We start from the raw sequence: 17,948 nt of genomic DNA on the forward strand, positions 1-17,948 counted from the left end.
AATGTGTCATTAAAAACCAGCAATGCTGGCTAATGTCACCTAAATTATCGGAATAACTCTAATTTGGAGTCAGAACCGATGATATTTTTGACGAATCGTCACGTATGGACATTTAAAAACCCGAAATTCGGGCTTAAAAATGGTGCTTAACGTAAACCTTTAGAGGCTAAAAAGGCGACTTCTTCCGGAAATAATTCCTGTTCGACTCTTTGCCAAGTTTTGCGGTAATCCCATTCGCTTGAAAGTGGTTTCCAGTTGAGGCCATCTAATAAGATGCTTGCGTTATGTAACACTGAATAAGGGTCTTGAAGCCTATCGATACAGTAGCTTTCCGATGCATTTTTTGCCAAAGCATTGGAGCCAAAAGCGACAGACCAGTTTGCGAACACGATGGCATCGGCACTCAGCCCTGAAGAATATTGTAAGTCGCCCGTTTCTACGGCATGTTGCACGAGTAGATCGGCGCTTTTTATGACTTCTTCTTCAAGTTTATTGAGTTCCTGTACTCGTTTAGGCGATGCTTTATCCAGTACCCAAGGTGTTTTGGCTGTCATCGCACAGTCAGAAAGTACCGGTTCCATTTGCACATATAAGCGATAAGCTACATGCATGGCCATGACTTTCTCTCGTGAAGTTCCTTCAAATGCGCTACTGCGTATAAACATGGCTGCTTCTTTCTTTAACGAAAGAATGCATAACGCTAATACCACATCTTCTTTGCTACAAAAATGGTTATAGATAGTCCCCTTAGAATAAGGGCTTATCGCGGTTAACTTATCCATTGTGAAGTTTGCAAAGCCTTGCTCTTCAACCAGCGTTTTTGCTAGGTTAATGAGTTCGATTTCACGATTCACAATTGATTGCTGTTTCTTGCTAAGAGTTTCGTTGCAAGAAAACAAACCACCTTTTTCACCTTTGCTGCAACCTAAACCAAACATGGGTCTTTCACCGTATCCTTATCACTGTCCCTTTCTCAATTGTAACACGTTCCTCATTAGTGTATAGAAAACCATTTGTGACGATTCGTCAAAAATGACATATCGTCATAATAGTGTATTTATCGAACGAATCAAGTGCTTTTTTCATATTGATGCTGGTTATTGTTTATCCGAAACGATGAATGATGGCGATATAGAGCGGAAAATCGAAGTGAGGCAAGTGATAAAACTGTGATGATTACCCGTTAGTAGGCATATAACTTACTTTTTAAACAGGCACTTACCCCCTGATTTGTCCTACACTTGTAAGCAGTGTGCATTAAAGGTATTTGAGATGGTGAAGTCTAGTAACAGGAAATTGTCTGGTTCCATTCGGCATCAGATGCAACTCTCCAGCGTGCTGGTAGTGATTTTATTGGTTGTCTTTGTATTAATTGACAGCAATTACTCTCAGCGAGAAACGGATTTAGGTCAGTTGCTTTCCAGTATCACTAAATCAGAAACATACATGCTTAACATTCGTCGTTCTGAAAAAGACTTTGTAAGCCGTGTTGATGATAAGTACATCGATCTGGTCATTGATGATGTCGCTAATCTAAATCAAAGTGTTATCAATATTGATCAATACCTCAAACAGTATGATTTTGTTTGGTCTCACTCGATGATTGATCTGATGAGTGGTATAGCGAGTTATCAAACTCTGTTTAAACGCTTATCCACGCTCACTTATGCGATTCATGGCAACCCAAATGATGACAGTAGCAGTACGAATAGTGGCGGACTTATTGGTCAGGGACAAAAGGCTTGGTTTGAGTTACAAAACGAGGCGATTAAAACTCAAGATGCGAAATTACTAAACTTGTTGACACAAACTCAACAGTCGAATTATGTATTTTTTCGCTGCTTTAGGGCTCAAGACCTTGAAGTCATGAATCGTAACTTAGAAAGTCTTGTTCAATACGTGGCCTCGAGTCAGTCTGCTGTCATGACGAAAGCATTTCAATTTAGAGATAAGTTAGGGCGCTTGCAAAGAGCACATGAGGAGTTTGGCTACGATCAAAATCAAGGTGTGCATGGCGAGCTTCGTAGGCTTATTCACAGTGTTGAGAATCAATTAGAAGCACTGTATACCGAAATTCCTCAGCAGATATCAGCAGAAATGAAATCACTTGCCATTAAAGCAAATGTGCTGCTTGGGGCGCTTATTTTATTACTTGCTGGTGTGTTGAGCTATGTCACCATTTCGGTCTCTCGGCTGGAAAGTGGGTTATATACTTCGAGGGAGCAAGCAAAGTCAGCAAACCGCGCAAAAAGTACCTTTCTAGCGAATATGTCCCATGAAATTCGAACACCTCTTAATGGCATTATCGGTATGTCAGAAATACTCACCGATACCCAGTTGTCGATAACGCAAAGGGACTATTTACATACAATCGAAACCTCGTCGCAGCACCTTCATGCGCTGATCAACGATATTCTTGATCTCTCTAAAATAGAGTCGGGCAACTTGGAAATTTCACCCGTTCCAACAGATGTACGTGAACTCGTCTATGATTCAACGTCGATGTTGTTGGCAAGAGCAAAACTTAAGTCATTGGATATCCACATTCAGGTTGATAAGAACATCCCTTATAGACTGGCAATTGATGAGCATCGTTTACGCCAGATTCTCGTTAACTTGCTTTCCAATGCCGTTAAGTTTACTTCTACCGGTAGCGTCACAGTCTCGGTCAAGGTCGTGCCGACACGGGGTCAGAAGTGCTCATTGCTTTTTTCTGTTAAAGATTCAGGTATCGGGATAGATAAGGCCAAATTAGAGCGAATCTTTGATCCCTTTAGCCAGGAAGATGACTCAATCACGAGAAAGTTCGGTGGAACAGGTTTAGGGCTTAGTATTAGTTATCAACTGGTTGAGATGATGGGCGGGGAGCTCAACGTTAAGTCAGCCAAGGGTGTCGGTAGTGATTTTTATTTTAAACTGGATGTACCTATTCAATCGTTCCACCCTGAGCCATTACCTGATTCGACTATCGCATTACTTGGTACGGATACTTTGATTGAAAGCGATCTGACGGCATGTTTGGAATATTATCAATGCGATAATGTTCATGCGTATCACAATGCCACCATGATTTCACTGCCGTGCGATACGGTCATTTATACTCCAACAGATCCAGAAGAGTTGAGTGTCCAATTGGAAATACTCAACGGGATGAACCCTAAACCACGGCTATTGTTAGTTCAAAAGTTGGACTCGTTTGAGTTGAGTGACGTGATAGGGGACAACCCCATTGATGGTGTCGTCCAGTATCCGTTGCTAGGCCGTCGGCTGTATAGCGCATTGACACAATGTTCAGTGGGTAGAGCAACGAACGGAACTCAGTCACACGGTTATGACTCACGACAAGTTCATCCCACAATAGATGTAGACGACGCGGCAACGATAATCGATGCGATAGACAGCAAACCTGACGGTGTAAATCAACCGGCCTCAAAAGGTCGGATTCTAGTGGTTGAAGATAACAGCGTAAACCAAAAAGTGGTTTCTTTGTTATTAACGAAAGCAGGATATGAATTTGAAATTGCTAACGATGGGTTAGAAGCGGTGGAGTTAGTGCAACAAAATCGGGTATACGACGTTATTCTAATGGATTGTATGATGCCCGAAATGGACGGATTTACGTCAACGATTAATATCCGAAAATTTGAAGCAGAAAATGGCAAGGCATCGATGCCTATTTTAGCGCTAACAGCCAGTGTGTTGGAAGAAGATCTCAATAAGTGCCTAGAAGTGGGAATGAATGATTATTTGCCTAAGCCTATTAACAAAAAGCAGTTGATGGCAGCAATAGAAAAGTACGTTTGAGTCGGCACTTTTGACCGAAATTTTGAATACGCTTAACAGTCAATAAAGCAAACAAGAACCACAGTGCTCAGAAGCGCTATGTTAGATAAATAAGCTTAGATCGCTGTGGTTCGGTATCATAAGTTTGACTATTTCATGTCCCAGCTGTCGCTTACCCAGCCGCCGACGCCTTCGTCGAAGTGACAACCACTGAAGCGTTGGTTGCGCTCTGCGTGTTCTTCTTGTTCAGGCTTATGATCAATCAGGTGTTGAATGTAGCTTGCCATGGGGTCATTGGAATGCAGCCGCTGGTTACGGATCGCGACTTCTTTTATCAATTGTAATCGGTACGTAGAGCTTGCTCTTTTCATTTTCAATGATCTCCCTTATTTGACACACCTAATAGCAAAATTTAGGAGTGATTTGGAGTGGCGTCAAATGAGTTTTTATAGCATTTTAATGTATCGTTATTCGTAAAAGTAATTATGGAAATTCTGTGAGCTTTTGGGGAAATAACTATGACAATAGTTCCGGGCTGTTTCGTTGTTTCATACGTAGCGCTAAGGTAGTATCCGCCTCATATCGAACAAATACTGACGGATTCATGCTAATAAGGAGCTGGACTTAAGATGCAATCGACCCAACTATTACCTAACCAAGGTATTTTCGATGTTTTATTTAAACATCGTCTGTTTCTGTCTTTGATGATTGTGGTTATTGCTGCGATCGCACTAACTAACGTTGCCGACGATTATGCCGAGCAGCAGCTTAATCACTCAATGGTGGCCGCTGGAGTTAGCTTTGCGACGGCAAGAACGCTAGACGCTGGCATTTCACTGGTAAAAAGCACCGAAGTATCCGCAGGCGTTGCCTCTGTTAAAGTGGGGGCCTTACTTAGCCCAATTAGCGATTTGATCGACAAGTTTTGCTGGGTCATGACTCTCGCATTTGGCTCTTTGGCACTGCAAAAAATATTAGTCACCATTCTGGCGTCTCCGTTAGCAAACAGTGTGTTAATACTTAGCTCGCTAGCCATGTTAATTGCACTTTGGTACAAGCGTGCTCAACCCAATATCAATCATGTACTTACCGTGTTTAAAGTGGTTGTTTTGGTGCGTTTTCTTTTGGTCGTGACGGTGTCTCTTAACTTGGCCGTTGATGCCTTTTTTCTGGAAGAGCATACGCAAGAAAGTTCGAATCAGATTCAAGTCGTTGCCACAACAGTGGATTTTCTTGGGGACGCAAATAGTGATTATCAACAAAATGGCGATGAGGCAGAACAAGGTTATTTTGAGGCGATGAAACAAAAATGGGACAGTGTGTCGAATGGTGTGATGAATCAAAAAGACAAGATTTTAAACATCAAAGAGGACGTTGAAACATCCATTGCTGGTTTCATTAACTTGATGGTTCTGTTCATACTGAAAACCGTGTTGTTACCTTTGCTATTTCTTTATGCGCTTAAAAATTTATTTTTGAATTTATTTCGTACTGACTTTGTTTCGAATTGATTTCGCTTTGATCTGATTTTTTTTGATCGGATTTAGTTTTGGTCTGACTTTGCCTGGAACTGAACGGTTAGCCGACTAATAGAAAAGCAGGAAGTAATGTATCGATGTCAGAAATTAGTGGTCGTGTTCGATGTATCTCACTGATGCGAAAAGGATTTAATTACCACTGATCGTTGTTCGATTTTTTTGTGGAAGTAAGGACGATTGTTTGGCTGTTCTCTATCTCCAAAAACAAGACCTGTGTCACTTTTTTGTCTGACAACTTAGTCTAACTTAAGACTATACCTTTAGAGAGAAAAGGAGCGTGGCCCGAGTGATAAGTCACGGGAAATGTACAAATAGCATAGTCTTGATTCAAAAAGAAACCCCATGAAATACAGTATGGAGGAATATGCAACATCTACAGGTAAACGAACATTGTTAAACAGTAAACGATACAGAAAAAGTACACGTTACAGTAATAGAACAATTTACAGTAATAGAATAATTAATTAAAAGCGCTCACGAAACTGTTGAGCGCTTTTTGTTTTTCTAAAGTAAGATACCTATTCTATTATTGAAACAACCTCACGAGTGTTATGCTCAACAACGATCTTTTTTATCAAATACTTACCTCTTATTAGCGCATTATGGATTTAATTAAACTTTCTCGAATCAGCATGAAGCATCTGGTTACTTTGCATGTCATGCTCGATACGTTGAGTGTCACTAGCAGCGCCGAACGCTTATGTGTTAGCCCCTCATCTGTCAGTAAAACACTGGCGCAACTACGAACCAGCCTTGGTGATGAATTGTTTTATCGGCATGGTAACAGTTTGATTGCAACGCCGCTGGCACGCAGATTAGGGCCAACCGTGCATCAAATGCTCAGTGATATGAATCAGCTGCTGACTCAAGAAAGCTTTGACCCTGCGAAGTACAAAGGACGGTTTTCATTGGCGATGCGTGAAAGTACCTTTGAGCTTTTGGCAGCGAAGTTAACGGCAAAAGTGTTGCAAGCGGCACCAAACGTTAGGTTGGAGATTCGGTCTAAGGAAAGCTTGGGTTTTGATGGTTTGGCAAACGGAAAGCTCGATTTTATCTTGTTACCTCATGACTTAAGTCAGCCACCTAAGCTCACCAATAATTTGGTTTGGCAGAGCATATTACATGACGAGATGGTGTGTTTGATGAACCCAGACCACCCATTAGCAACGAAAGATCTTACCGTGGATGATTACCTCTCTTTTGGTCATATCGGCATATTTGATACAGACCTGAGTGTGCCATTTTTTGAGCTACAGCTGGCTCAAAAACACCAAAACCGGCGAGTCGCGGTATCGGTTGCAGATTTTGGCAGTGCTGCTCTGATGTGCCATCAAACAGATTTGCTATTTACGAGCTCTAAAAAGTGGGCACAGCAGGCGATGCAAGCGAAAGGGCTGATTGCAAAGCCGTTACCGTTTGACTATGGCGAGGTAGCGTATAGCTTGGTTTGGCATCAACCTAGTCTGAATGACCCTGCACTCCGTTGGTTACATGAGCAGATCATGGAACTGAATGTTAGTTAAGTTGCTAAATATAAACCGATGGAATGATGAGGTTTTCTATTCTTTGTTGTTTGAATTTGGTCACTAGGTTTTGCATGTCACCTTGTGAACAGCTCGGCCAGCTTTTAGCTTGCCCAGCGACAGCATGATTGCTGTATGCATTGATTTTAATTCTTGGCAACGGGCTTAAGGTTTTCAAGTATTCGCTTAGTTCGCTGACATGTAATTCGAAGTCAGATTTTCCTGGAACATGAAGAAAACGTATTTCATAGAGCTTATTGTGTTCGTTTAACAGGGTAATAGATTGGAATACTCGATGGTTATTTCGCTTGGTTAGCCATAAGTGAGCCTCTTGTTGCCATGACTTTATGTCGATCATCGCGCCATCCATGACTGGAATTAACGCCTGCCATCCGTTTACGCCTAGGCTGCCATTGCTGTCTACAAAACAGGTTAGGTGTTTTAGTTGTTCGTCGTCTTTAATGGCTTGAAAGAACTGGATGATGAACTTGAGTTGCAAGGTGGACTCGCCGCCTGTCATGGTGATGCCAGATAAAAATAGATGGTTTTGTCGAACAACATCGAGTAACTCGTCGACGCTGTACCGCTTGGTTTTAGGGCTAGACTGAAAGCGACAGGTTACAACGCATTGGTCACATTGAATGCAACTCGCTTCGTTCCAGGTAATGGTTGGTTTCTTTGATGGCCCCTCTAATGAATTGGTCTCGTGTTTTATCCAAGTAATCGCATTGGTTGGGCAGGTGTCTACGCATTCGCCGCAATGATTGCAGTGATTAATGGTGCTAGGGTTGTGACAAGTTTTACAATCGTAGTTACACCCTTGTAAGAACACGACTAGCCGGTTTCCCGGTCCGTCGACACAAGAGAACGGCAGTATTTTACTCACTACCGCTTCTGTTGTGCGCCTAGCATTATTTGCTACGGACATACTTGGTTAGCTCACGCTATTTTCAGTAAGCGAGTGGTGTTCTTTGAGTGCTTGATAAGGTGCATGTTCAGTGCTTATCACTCGTGGTGCTCGGTCCAGTATTCCTGTGTTTTGCGCCGCTTCTGCCGCTAAGCCGGTCGTGTTAACTCTTGAACCTTTCTCTCTAAATGCCTTGATATCCGACAGTTTGACCATGTAGCCAGTGACGCGAACCAAGTCGTTAGAGTGGACGTTGGCCGTGAACTCTCGCATTCCAAGCGCTAAGCTGCCTTTGCAAATCTGATACATGGCTTCAGGATTATCTTTGACGGTTTCATCTATTGTCAGGATGTCACTGATCCCAGATGGATAATACTGGTGATGAGGCGCTACGGCTTTTAGGTGAGTAATCGGGTCTGGTTCTTGGCCGTATCGGATACGTACCCCGGGAGTCACTTCAAGGTCTAAGCTGATACCACCTTGTGCGTGTAACAGAGCTTTGCCGTTATAGCCGTGAGTGACTGGGGTGTTCACTACAATATCACTCAATGCAGCAGAAATGCGATAACTGAGCTGGTTGGCTACTTCGTTGCTGCCATAAGTAACGTTAATGCCTTCTTTTTCAAGCAACAGCTCAACCGCTTCTGCCATCCCGTAGATACCAAACATCGGAGCAAATCGATTTTCTTCGACGAGCGATTCCTGAACTAAGAAACTGTTGAAAAAATTGGATTGCTCATGCAGGAATTGAGTTCGGGCTTCGATTAGCTGAAACGTTAAGTGACTAAAATGCGGCAAAGATTTTTCAAAAAACTGGCTGATACTTTCAGAGGATTGTGCGACTTTTTTTAGGTTCATTCGCACCAACGTATTGGCACCACCCGCTAAAGGCAGAGAGTTGTAGCAGCTCACGATGCCAAAGCCTTTATCGTCAAATGCGTTAGCATGGATAGGGAAGTTGGCAATATGAGGCTTGCCTGTTTGGCAAATATTATTATTGGCGACACGTAAAAGATCGTCTGGTGTCCGCGCTGGATCGTACATAAATGTCAGATTAGGAGCTATCTGTTTTAGCTCTGCATCAATTGCTAAAATGGTTCGACAGATAATGTTATCGGTTGGGCCTATGTTCACATGCATAAATGCATCTGGAAGAGTGCGGTCGAGCATGATCCAAAACAGCTTAAGTTTCTTGTAGACTTGGTCTGCATCCATGTCATTGACATATGGCAGCAGCACGTCATCGAGTTGGCCTAGATAAACAGGAATATTGGTTACTGACGGGACGTGGTGGTAGATGATGGTGAGAGCGTTCAATGCTTCATCTAAATCACGAGCAGGTTCCAATTCTAAATATTCTGAGCCTTGTTGAAGGAATTTTGCGTAGTCTGGCAACACATAGCGAGGTTTGAACGGGGCGTTGCCCTCGAACATATCGCAGATGATGCCCGCATCCATTGCAGCTCTTACGTATTTAGATACAGTAACGTATGGGATAGTCGCATCGGCTTCAAGTGCCAGATGATTGCTTTTTTGTTTAGCAGAAAGCGTAGGGTTTGTTGCAATATCGAGTAGCGATTTTGGTAGCGTCATGGCTATTATCCATATGATTCTTATGGATAACAGAATATCGCGATCTTTTGCTTTCCAAAAGTGAAATAACGCTAACTAGGCTTTTCTATTTGGGAAATCCGGAGTGAGTAGGTTAACGATATTTTTTGGTTAAACTATTAACGAGAAAAGCCTCGTAACATAGGTTACGAGGCTCTCAATTTCTGGCTTAGCTATTTCTTAGAACTCACCACTATTCTTGCTTCACCTACTAGGTAAAACGAGTGGTGAATCTTATTAGCCAATCAGTTCTTTTGCTGTTTTAACTACGTTTTCAGTAGTAAAGCCAAACATCTTGAATAGCTCGCCAGCCGGTGCTGATTCGCCAAACGTTGTCATGCCGATGATCTTGCCACCGAAACCAACGTACTTGTACCAGAAGTCAGCAATGCCGGCTTCAATCGCGATACGCGCTGTTACGTCTGCTGGTAGTACAGATTCGCGGTACTCAGCATCTTGCTTGTCAAAAGCGTCAGTAGCAGGCATAGAAACGACGCGCACTTTTTTGCCTTCCGCAGTAAGTTGAGCGTAAGCTTCGGTTGCCAGTTCTACTTCAGAACCTGTTGCGATAAGAATAAGCTCTGGCTTGCCAGCGCAATCTTTAAGGATATAACCACCTTTCGCAATGTTTGCTACTTGTTCTGCATCACGTTCTTGTTGTGCAAGATTTTGACGAGAGAAAATAAGCGCTGTTGGGCCATCTTTGCGCTCAATAGCCAGTTTCCATGCTACAGCAGACTCAACTTGGTCACATGGACGCCATGTGCTCATGTTTGGCGTTAGGCGTAGTGATGCGATTTGTTCAACAGGTTGGTGAGTAGGACCATCTTCGCCCAGACCGATAGAATCGTGCGTGTACACTTGGATGTTCTGAATTTTCATCAGAGCAGCCATGCGCATTGCGTTACGCGCGTATTCCATGAACATTAGGAAAGTTGCGCCGTATGGTACGAAACCACCGTGCAATGCAATACCGTTCATGATAGCGGTCATGCCGAATTCACGTACGCCGTAATGGATGTAGTTACCAGAGAAGTCTTCACCCGTTAGCGACTTAGAACCAGACCACATAGTTAGGTTAGAAGGTGCAAGGTCAGCAGAGCCGCCCATGAATTCTGGCAGCATTTCACCAAACGCCTCTAGCGCATTTTGAGACGCCTTACGTGATGCGATGTTCGCAGGGTTAGCTTGAAGATCTGCAATGATCGCTGATGCTTTTGCTTCCCACTGTGCAGGTAAGTCGCCGTTTACACGTCGTTTGTATTCTGCTGCAAGTTCTGGATATGCTGCTTCATAAGCTGCAAATTTCTCGTCCCACGCTGCTTCCTTAGCTGCGCCTGCTTCTTTCGCAGACCACTGCGCATAGACATCTTGCGGAATTTCAAACGCACCGTGCTCCCAACCTAACTGTTTACGTGTTGCTGCAATTTCGTCGGCGCCAAGTGGGGCACCGTGACAATCGTGTGTACCAGATTTGTTTGGAGAACCAAAACCAATGACTGTTTTAGTACAAATTAGAGTAGGGCGAGGGTCCGCTTTTGCTGCAATAATTGCTGCATTGATTGCGTCCGCATCGTGGCCGTCAACCGCAGGAATTACATGCCAGCCGTAAGCTTCGAAACGCTTAGGAGTGTCGTCTGAGAACCAACCTTCTACTTCACCATCGATAGAAATACCGTTGTCATCCCAGAAAGCAACCAGCTTACCAAGACTTAAAGTACCCGCAAGCGAACACGCTTCGTGTGAGATACCTTCCATCAAACAACCATCACCCATGAATGCATAAGTGAAGTGATCGACAACGTCGTGGCCTTCTTTGTTGAACTGAGCAGCAAGTGCTTTCTCAGCCATTGCCATACCAACAGCGTTAGTGATGCCTTGACCTAGAGGACCCGTTGTTGTTTCGATGCCTGGTGCGTAGCCATACTCAGGGTGACCTGGAGTTTTAGAATGCAACTGACGGAAATTTTTCAGATCATCAATCGATAGCTCATAACCCGCAAGGTGCAGCAATGAGTAAATCAGCATAGAGCCGTGGCCGTTAGAAAGAATGAAACGGTCGCGATCAGCCCACTCTGGGTTAGAAGGGTTATGGTTTAGGTGAGAGCGCCAAAGTACTTCAGCGATATCAGCCATTCCCATAGGTGCGCCCGGGTGGCCAGAGTTTGCTTGTTGTACGCCGTCCATGCTTAGCGCACGAATTGCATTAGCTAAATGTTTACGATCCATAATGGTTTCCAGATTAGTTTTAAATTTGGTGAAGAGGCTACAGAGCTGTAACCTCTTGAATGTATTCGTTGGCGTTAGGCCGCTACGCTTTAGGGCTACAGCTTTTCAGCAATCATCACTTCAAGCTTGCCTTGGTCGACAGCGAAGTTACGGATACCTTCAGCCAGTTTTTCAACGGCCATTGGATCTTGGTTGTGATCCCATAGGAACTCAGCGTGAGTCATTGGTGCTGGGCGAGCTTGAGCACCGTTTGAATCGATAAGCTTCTCAACAACATCACCTTCTGCGGCTTCTAGCTCTGCAAGAAGTTGTGGAGCGATGGTTAGGCGGTCACAACCAGCCAGTTCCAAAATCTCTCCGATGTTACGGAAGCTAGCACCCATTACGACGGTCTTGTAGCCGTGGGCTTTGTAGTAATCGTAGATACCGGCTACTGAAACAACACCTGGATCTTCTTGTGCTTCAAAGTCACGGCCTTCTTTTGCTTTGTACCAATCCATAATGCGACCAACAAAAGGAGAAATCAGGAATACGCCAGCTTCAGCACAAGCACGAGCTTGAGCGAATGAGAAAAGCAGCGTTAGGTTACAGTTGATGCCTTCTTTTTCTAGGATCTCTGCTGCGCGAATGCCTTCCCATGTAGAAGCCAGCTTGATAAGGATGCGGTCGTTAGTGATGCCAGCATCGTTGTACATTTTGATAAGCTGACGCGCTTTCGTAACACTGCCTTCCATATCGTAAGAAAGACGAGCGTCAACTTCAGTTGAGATACGACCAGGAATGGTTTTAAGAATTTCTTTACCAATGTTTACCGCAAGCATGTCGCAAGTATCTTGAACTTGTTGTGCTTTGTCTTGGCTTTGTGATTTTGCGTACTCGATAGATTGATCAATCAATGGCGCGTAATCCGCAATTTGTGCCGCTTTTAGGATTAGAGAAGGGTTGGTTGTTGCATCTTCTGGTTGGTATTTACGAATGGCTTCGATATCGCCAGTATCCGCGACTACAGTGGTCAGTTTACGAAGTTGCTCTAACTTATTGCTCATGATGGTTATCCTATTTATTGGCTTTCTTTTATAAGAAGAAAGCTTTGGCATTTGCAAGCGGGTTAATTTTTCGTTCGGTTGGCATAAGGTTTAAAGATGGCAACAGAACAAATTTATTTCACTGGAGCATTTGTTTCGAACATATGCTCACTTGGTGAGTAAATGATGTATTCATATTTAACCTATTTACGTATTAAGTCAATCCATAGAACTATCATATAGTGACCAAAATCATGCTTTTTGTAGGCCTTTTTTTTTAGTGTGTGTAACTAAACGTTTGCCTAATGTTTGCAAGGGCTAGAGAAGTAGGATGAACGTCAAAAAACGGTGTGAGAATTTGTAATGGCACTGAGCGAAAGTTGCAATGAGTTGGTCGTGTGACATATGATTAGCACCTGAGCAATTGTGCGAACCAATTTAAGTGTTTAGTTGTATATTGGGGTGAAGATATGGCAGTAAATAGCAGTAACCAAGATGTCTCTGTTGAAAATACAGACCTATTAACCGAGATTTCCGTTGCGTATTACCAAGACGGGGCAACTCAAGAAGAGATCTCGCGTAAGTTCTCTATCTCAAGAGCCAAAGTTGGCCGGATGTTAAAGCAAGCCAGAGATGAAGGCATTGTTGAAATTACGGTGAAATATCACCCAGTATTCAGCGCGAAAATTGAGCAACGTTTAATTGAACGCTTTGGTGTGAAAAGAGCTTTGGTTGCACTCGATCAGCCAAACGAAGAATCTCAGCGTTTGCAGGTGGCGGGGCTTGTTTCTAATTATCTCGCGAGCACGTTAAAAAATGGCATGGTGGTTACCGTCGGTCAAGGCAGAAATGTATCCGCTGTCGCTCATCATACAGGGGTCATTACGCCACGGGAGTGTAAGTTTGTTTGTGGTATTGGCGGTATACACCCTAGAGGCGGTATGTTCAATGCCGATCATATATGCCGTCAGCTAGCAAAAAAATACGGGGGCAGTTCAGAAACCTTATATGCCCCGGCGTATGCTGAAAACAAAGATCAAAAAATGGCATTTATGCAAAACTCTACGGTTAAGCAAACGCTAGATCTAGCCCGAAAAGCTGACGTCGCCTTAGTGGGTATCGGCGATATGAGTGAAAACAGCTACATGGTTGATCTTGGTTGGTTCAGTGCTGATGAAGTCGTGCAGTCTCGGTTGAATCAAGGTGTTGTTGGCGACTTTGCAGGCTATGACTTTTTTGACATTGCCGGTGAAACGGCCAACACCGTGATGAGTGACCGAGTAATTGGCTTAGCGATAGAAGAATTTAGGCCAATCAATGAAGTTATAGCGATCGCGGCAGAAAATAGTAAGCCTTTGGCGCTGTTGGGTGCATTGCGAACAGGGGTCGTAGATGTGATAGCGACCAGTGTAAGTAATGCTCTTACGGTACTTAACCTTGATGAGCAGATGACGAAGTTGTAGGAAAACACCGTGAATCTAGATGTTAGCTTTGCGAGTCACTACAAAGTGAATATGTAATTAATGCAATAACTTAAATGAAAACAACAGATTTCATCGTCTATTCACTAATTTATTAATTCAGAACGTGAACAAATTTCTCTGCGGTTATTTTATAAACACATAACCAAGGAGAATCATCATGAAAAAAGCGTTAATCACAGCTGCCGTTGTTGGGGGGATGTGCGCGCCAGCGACGGCCGCAGAGAAAGTGGTAGCAGGTTATTTTGCAGACTGGCAGTACGAAAACCAAAGTAACCCATATACTGTTAATGATATTCCAGCTGACAACTTAACTCATATTATTTATGCTTTTTTAAGCATGTGTGGCCCACATAAAGGTGCCAGTGAACAAGTTCAAAAGCAGGTAAATGAACAATGTAAGGGCAAAGCTCCGTTTACGGCGATTGTTGTTGATACTAAATCGGCGCTGCAGCATGACTTTGGCACAGTAAAAGTCGATGTTCCCTACAAAGGTCATTTCGCCCAACTTGCTCAACTGAAGCAAGATCACCCGAAAATAAAAGTACTGCCATCGTTTGGCGGATGGACGATGTCAGAATCGTTCCATGCCATGGCTAAAGATGATGCCGCGATACGCCACTTTTCTAAGACAGCAGTAGAGCTGATCGCCAAATACGATTTCTTTGATGGAATCGACCTGGATTGGGAGTATCCAGGTGGCGGTGGTTTAACGACGTCTCCTTGGAATCCTGACACTAAATTGAACGACGAGCAAAAAGCATCAGAGCGCGATGCATTCACTTTACTGGTAAAAACATTACGTCATGATTTAGATTCACTTTCCCAACAAACGCAGCGAGCGTACGAACTTTCTACAGCCGTGGGCGTTGGGCCTAAAGCGGCTCAAATTGACTGGAAGAATGCTGCCCCTTATTTAACCAACATGTTCGCAATGACTTATGATTTTCTTGGAGGTTGGGGAAGTCAAACGGGTCACTTAACAAACTTGCATGCGACAGAGCGCTGTTGGTGGGGGATGGGAGCAGATGTGTTCATCAACCAGATGATAGAGCAGGGTATCCCTAATGAGAAGCTGGTGCTGGGGGCCGCATTTTATGGGCGCGGATGGCAAGGTACCGAGAACTTTAATGGTCAGCTACCAACATCGGATCTTGTTTCTAAGCAGGGCGCACAATTTGGAACCGGAGAGAATGGCTACTTTATGTTCTGGGATCTAATGAGGAACTATGGGGAAAGCCAAGGCTACCAATATAAATACGACAAAGAGGCACACGCGCCGTTTCTTTGGAATGAGGATAAAAAGGTATTCATTTCATTTGAGGATGCTCAGTCAATTAAAGCCAAAGTTAAATGGGCTAAAGATGCCAACCTAGGGGGGATATTCTCTTGGGAATTGTCCGGTGATCCAAGTGGTGAGTTAACAAAAACCATGTACCAAGAGATGACTCAAGACTAGTTTTACGAGTGATAATCGGTTATCTCTTTTCAAAACAGCGCACTATGCGCTGTTTTTTATTCCACGGTCGCTAATTTTTGCGGGGACTTAACGGTGAGAAATTGTTTTAAATCTTTAAACCTCATCGGGCGAGCGTAGTAGTAGCCTTGGAAAAGATCACAACCGCACTCTCGCAGTATTGTTTCTTGCTCTTTACTTTCAACACCCTCAGCAAGTACTTCTCTATCGAAATTCTTAGCGATGGAGATGATGTTCTGAGCCATTTTATAGGACTTTTCATCAATATCGATATTGTCGACAAAGCTCTTATCGATTTTGATTTCATCAAAGGGTAACTCGCCCAAGATACTCAATGACGAGTACCCGGTGCCAAAGTCGTCCAATGAAATACGCATGCCTAACTTCTTCAAGTTAGCAAACAGAGGGCGCATGATTTCTTTGTCTTCAATAAACAGGTTCTCAGTAATTTCTAGCGTAATGTACCGCTGGTTATAACGACTTTTTTGAACTGTTAATAACAAGTTATCTAGAAAATCACCTTGTGTAATTTGTTTGACCGAAATATTGATGGCGGTTTGAAAGCTATAGCCTAACTCTCGCTGTAGGGCTTCCATGTCGGTCAGTGTCATTTCCATGATCAATTGCCCTAGTTTAGGCATTAATCCAAAGTTCTCAGCGATCGGAATAAACTGGTCTGGCGGGATAAAGCCAAACTCACAATCACTCCAGCGCACGAGTGCTTCTACGCCGTGTAACTGGCCATTACTGTCAATTTGCGGCTGATAAGCCATAGACAATTTTTTGTCGTTGATGGCACTGCGTAGTCTTTGTTCCAATTGTATTTCTTGCAAGTAGCAAGCTTGCATTTCTTCATCAAAAAAGCTGATGTTTTTCCCTTGGCTTTTTGCTTGATACATGGCTATGTCTGCACTTCGTTGTAACTCATCAAGGTGCAACCCTTGTTTGGGATACTGAGAGATGCCAATGCTGCAACTTAAGATAAAACTGTAGTCGTCAACCGAAAAAGGTTGAGATAGTTTGCTAAGAATACTGCGAGATAATCGCTCTAATTCATATTTGTCTATTGTTGACGTGACGATCAGAAATTCATCACCACTCTCTCTGACCAGCAGTGCATCGTCTGTAAGTAGATTCTTAAGTCGTTCTACGATCAAGATGAGGATCTTGTCGCCAATCTTATGACCCGCACTGTCATTGATGCGCTTGAATTGATTGATGTCCAAATACAGCAAAGATGCTGGCTTCATGGAGTGCTTAAACCACTTACGGGCATGAGTGCGCAAATAGTGCTGATTCGGCAATGAGGTCAGAGGATCATGGTGGGCTTGATACAGCAGTTCTTTGCGGCGTTCTTTTTCATGTTGGTCAATCGAGCGAATAAAGACGTAAAATACGAGTAGCAGCATCAGGTAAATGACGATGTAAATGACAATGCTAAGTAGGTACTCTAACGCGATATGATCGAGTGCAACCGTTGAGACGGCCCATACATCGTAGCGTGGCAAATATTTGACTGTATATGAAGATGGTGTTGTGTGGTTAAACACATTAGCTGATACGGGCTTGGTAGAGCCTTTCAGTTGAGTAAGAGTTAAGCTATTTGCTGCACTGATATCACGCAATGTGCTAAGAAAGCTATCGGCGTCTAGTGGCTCGTCGTAATTGACAGGGTTGACGTCAGAAGCAATCATATATTGGATGAAGAAATCGTTTCTTATTAGTCCTATCTGGTGATCTTCTCCATTGTGCAACTCAATATCAAATAGAGTTGTACCGTCGAGTTTTAGCCCTGCTGTCATGACTGCGATAACGTGGCCATTGTCGTCTCGGATGGCTTTTCGTATAGGCAGAATTAACTGATTGATGTCGGACTTGTAGTAAGAACGACCGATGACCATTTTATAGCTGGTAAGAGCCTTGCTAAAAGAGTGTCGCGTTTTGGCTTGCTTGAGTAAGTTGGGCTGTTGATCGAGTTTAAGGTTTGAGCTAGCTAATTCGATAACACCGTTAGGTCGGGCTAGGCCAAATGCCGCAATATTTGAATTGATAGACAAGAGGCTATTGAGCCAATTTTGGGTTGCAGTATGACTCTCAAAGGTATTCCCAAATACAAGGCGTTCGGCCAGCATATCGAGAATCATTTCTTGATTATCTAACAGAGTTTGAGAGCCATTAGAAAAAAGCTGTACAGAGTTATATTGCTCTTCTAAATGGCTCTTTTCTACTTGGTCAAATTGTAAATAGAGAATAAATGCAAACAAAAGAGAGCTGGTGAGGACGAGAAACTTATATAACGTCCAAATATTCCGTTTTAGATTAGCCATTACTGCCTTGTATTATGGATTCTTTTTACAGCCAAAAAACCCGAAGA

12 protein-coding genes are annotated in these 17,948 nt (G+C 43.3%); 5 read left to right on the top strand and 7 right to left on the bottom strand.

The genetic code is table 11. From position 1 onward, the window contains the following. Positions 1-146 precede the first annotated feature (146 nt). Positions 147-938: a TetR/AcrR family transcriptional regulator gene (locus tag QWZ04_RS12610; RefSeq protein WP_102524880.1), complete on the bottom strand. Its 792-nt coding sequence runs from the start codon at positions 936-938 to the stop codon at positions 147-149. A 334-nt stretch (positions 939-1,272) separates the two neighbouring features. Between QWZ04_RS12610 and QWZ04_RS12615 the strand changes: the two genes are divergently transcribed. Beyond that, positions 1,273-3,804, top strand: a complete 2,532-nt coding sequence (locus QWZ04_RS12615) for an ATP-binding protein (protein WP_290328490.1) — start codon at positions 1,273-1,275, stop codon at positions 3,802-3,804. A gap of 128 nt (positions 3,805-3,932) precedes the next feature. On the opposite strand, the gene QWZ04_RS12620 is transcribed toward QWZ04_RS12615, so the two are convergent. Continuing rightward, positions 3,933-4,154 carry a hypothetical protein gene (locus tag QWZ04_RS12620; RefSeq protein ID WP_290328492.1) on the bottom strand — a complete coding sequence of 74 codons (222 nt, stop codon included), beginning with the start codon at positions 4,152-4,154 and terminating at the stop codon, positions 3,933-3,935. Between the two features lie 258 nt (positions 4,155-4,412). On the opposite strand from QWZ04_RS12620, the gene QWZ04_RS12625 reads away from it, so the two are divergent. Next, positions 4,413-5,294 carry a hypothetical protein gene (locus tag QWZ04_RS12625; RefSeq protein ID WP_290328494.1) on the top strand — a complete coding sequence of 294 codons (882 nt, stop codon included), beginning with the start codon at positions 4,413-4,415 and terminating at the stop codon, positions 5,292-5,294. Between the two features lie 629 nt (positions 5,295-5,923). Further along, positions 5,924-6,844, top strand: a complete 921-nt coding sequence (locus tag QWZ04_RS12630) for a LysR family transcriptional regulator (protein ID WP_290328497.1) — start codon at positions 5,924-5,926, stop codon at positions 6,842-6,844. A gap of 4 nt (positions 6,845-6,848) precedes the next feature. Here QWZ04_RS12630 and QWZ04_RS12635 read toward each other — a convergent pair whose 3' ends face one another. The 4 genes from QWZ04_RS12635 to tal all read right to left on the bottom strand — a co-directional run bounded on the left by QWZ04_RS12635 (position 6,849) and on the right by tal (position 12,637). Beyond that, positions 6,849-7,772, bottom strand: a complete 924-nt coding sequence (locus QWZ04_RS12635) for a YjjW family glycine radical enzyme activase (protein WP_290328499.1) — start codon at positions 7,770-7,772, stop codon at positions 6,849-6,851. A gap of 6 nt (positions 7,773-7,778) precedes the next feature. Beyond that, positions 7,779-9,344, bottom strand: coding sequence for a YjjI family glycine radical enzyme (locus tag QWZ04_RS12640; protein WP_290328501.1), 1,566 nt, complete (start codon positions 9,342-9,344; stop codon positions 7,779-7,781). 255 nt (positions 9,345-9,599) lie between these two features. Further along, positions 9,600-11,591 (bottom strand): transketolase, encoded by a 1,992-nt coding sequence (gene tkt / locus QWZ04_RS12645; protein ID WP_290328503.1) that lies wholly within the window; start codon positions 11,589-11,591, stop codon positions 9,600-9,602. Between the two features lie 95 nt (positions 11,592-11,686). After that, positions 11,687-12,637, bottom strand: coding sequence for a transaldolase (tal, locus tag QWZ04_RS12650; protein ID WP_290328505.1), 951 nt, complete (start codon positions 12,635-12,637; stop codon positions 11,687-11,689). Positions 12,638-13,086: 449 nt separating this feature from the next. On the opposite strand from tal, the gene QWZ04_RS12655 reads away from it, so the two are divergent. Together QWZ04_RS12655 and QWZ04_RS12660 are read left to right on the top strand one after the other, a co-directional pair. Beyond that, complete coding sequence (locus QWZ04_RS12655) at positions 13,087-14,079, top strand: sugar-binding transcriptional regulator (RefSeq protein WP_290328506.1); 993 nt, start codon at positions 13,087-13,089, stop codon at positions 14,077-14,079. 178 nt (positions 14,080-14,257) lie between these two features. Further along, on the top strand, positions 14,258-15,556 hold the full coding sequence (locus tag QWZ04_RS12660) for a glycoside hydrolase family 18 protein (RefSeq protein ID WP_290328509.1): 1,299 nt from the start codon (positions 14,258-14,260) through the stop codon (positions 15,554-15,556). A gap of 56 nt (positions 15,557-15,612) precedes the next feature. On the opposite strand, the gene QWZ04_RS12665 is transcribed toward QWZ04_RS12660, so the two are convergent. Beyond that, positions 15,613-17,901, bottom strand: a complete 2,289-nt coding sequence (locus QWZ04_RS12665) for a bifunctional diguanylate cyclase/phosphodiesterase (protein WP_290328511.1) — start codon at positions 17,899-17,901, stop codon at positions 15,613-15,615. Between the last annotated feature and the right edge of the window lie 47 nt (positions 17,902-17,948).

This window comes from Vibrio tapetis subsp. quintayensis (genome assembly GCF_030409945.1).
Taxonomy (GTDB): Bacteria; Pseudomonadota; Gammaproteobacteria; order Enterobacterales; family Vibrionaceae; genus Vibrio; species Vibrio quintayensis.

What these genes read in the sequence shown, in the direction of transcription:
- QWZ04_RS12665 (WP_290328511.1), bottom strand. Translation starts at nt 17,901, where the DNA reads ATGGCTAATCTAAAACGGAATATTTGGACGTTATATAAGTTTCTCGTC.
- tal (WP_290328505.1), bottom strand. Translation starts at nt 12,637, where the DNA reads ATGAGCAATAAGTTAGAGCAACTTCGTAAACTGACCACTGTAGTCGCG.
- QWZ04_RS12610 (WP_102524880.1), bottom strand. Translation starts at nt 938, where the DNA reads ATGTTTGGTTTAGGTTGCAGCAAAGGTGAAAAAGGTGGTTTGTTTTCT.
- QWZ04_RS12655 (WP_290328506.1), top strand. Translation starts at nt 13,087, where the DNA reads ATGGCAGTAAATAGCAGTAACCAAGATGTCTCTGTTGAAAATACAGAC.
- QWZ04_RS12640 (WP_290328501.1), bottom strand. Translation starts at nt 9,344, where the DNA reads ATGACGCTACCAAAATCGCTACTCGATATTGCAACAAACCCTACGCTT.
- tkt (WP_290328503.1), bottom strand. Translation starts at nt 11,591, where the DNA reads ATGGATCGTAAACATTTAGCTAATGCAATTCGTGCGCTAAGCATGGAC.
- QWZ04_RS12620 (WP_290328492.1), bottom strand. Translation starts at nt 4,154, where the DNA reads ATGAAAAGAGCAAGCTCTACGTACCGATTACAATTGATAAAAGAAGTC.
- QWZ04_RS12630 (WP_290328497.1), top strand. Translation starts at nt 5,924, where the DNA reads ATGGATTTAATTAAACTTTCTCGAATCAGCATGAAGCATCTGGTTACT.
- QWZ04_RS12660 (WP_290328509.1), top strand. Translation starts at nt 14,258, where the DNA reads ATGAAAAAAGCGTTAATCACAGCTGCCGTTGTTGGGGGGATGTGCGCG.
- QWZ04_RS12635 (WP_290328499.1), bottom strand. Translation starts at nt 7,772, where the DNA reads ATGTCCGTAGCAAATAATGCTAGGCGCACAACAGAAGCGGTAGTGAGT.
- QWZ04_RS12625 (WP_290328494.1), top strand. Translation starts at nt 4,413, where the DNA reads ATGCAATCGACCCAACTATTACCTAACCAAGGTATTTTCGATGTTTTA.
- QWZ04_RS12615 (WP_290328490.1), top strand. Translation starts at nt 1,273, where the DNA reads ATGGTGAAGTCTAGTAACAGGAAATTGTCTGGTTCCATTCGGCATCAG.